Source organism: Streptomyces sp. TAA204 (assembly GCF_000424965.1).
Window position 1 is genome coordinate 187683 of the sequence record NZ_KE384283.1, and the last position, 690, is coordinate 188372.

Annotated in this window: 2 protein-coding genes; both read left to right on the forward strand. The window is 68.4% G+C overall.

Annotated elements, in window-relative coordinates; translation table 11 throughout:
* On the forward strand, positions 1-394 hold a 394-nt coding region (locus tag H343_RS36200), incomplete at its 5' end, for a tetratricopeptide repeat protein (RefSeq protein WP_486587092.1).
* 117 nt (positions 395-511) lie between these two features.
* Positions 512-690 (forward strand): helix-turn-helix domain-containing protein (locus tag H343_RS33375; RefSeq protein WP_037905522.1); only part of this gene is annotated, 179 nt, incomplete at its 3' end.

Genomic DNA, 690 nt, shown 5'->3' on the forward strand with positions numbered 1-690 from the left:
CGATGCGACCGGCGCCGCAAACGCCCATGAGCAACTGCTGACCGACCAGCTACGCATCCTCGGTCCCGACCACCCCGACACCCTCACCACCCGGAACAACCTGGCGTACTGGCGGGGGGAATTAGACGGCGATGCAGCCGGCGCCGCAACCGCGTTCGAACAGCTGCTGACCGACCAGCTACGCATCCTCGGCCCCGACCACCCCCACACCCTCACCACCCGGTCCAACCTGGCGCACTGGCTGGGCGAGGCAGGCGAGGCGACCAGTGCCGCAGCCGCCTACGAGCAACTGCTGACCGACCAGCTACGCATCCGCGGGCCCTTCCACCTCCATACCCTCACCACCCGGCGCAACCTGGCTCGGTGGCGGAGCCGAATCGAGAATGGGCGCTAGGTGTTCTGTCCACGGAGGTTGGTGACGGTGATCACCGGTAGGTGATCTTGAAATGGGTGAGGGCCTTCTGGCTCGGTGTGGATTGCGACATCTGCACCGGCGACCAGAGAGGCCCTCATGCCGCACCGTAACGCACCCCTGACCGAGACCGGACGTGTGCGGCTGGCCCGCTGTGTGGTCGAGGACGGCTGGCCCTTGCGCCGGGCGGCCGAACGGTTCAACGTCTCGGTCACCACCGCCCAGCGGTGGGCGACCCGCTACCGGGCTGGCGGCGAGGCCGCCATGGTTGACCGCTC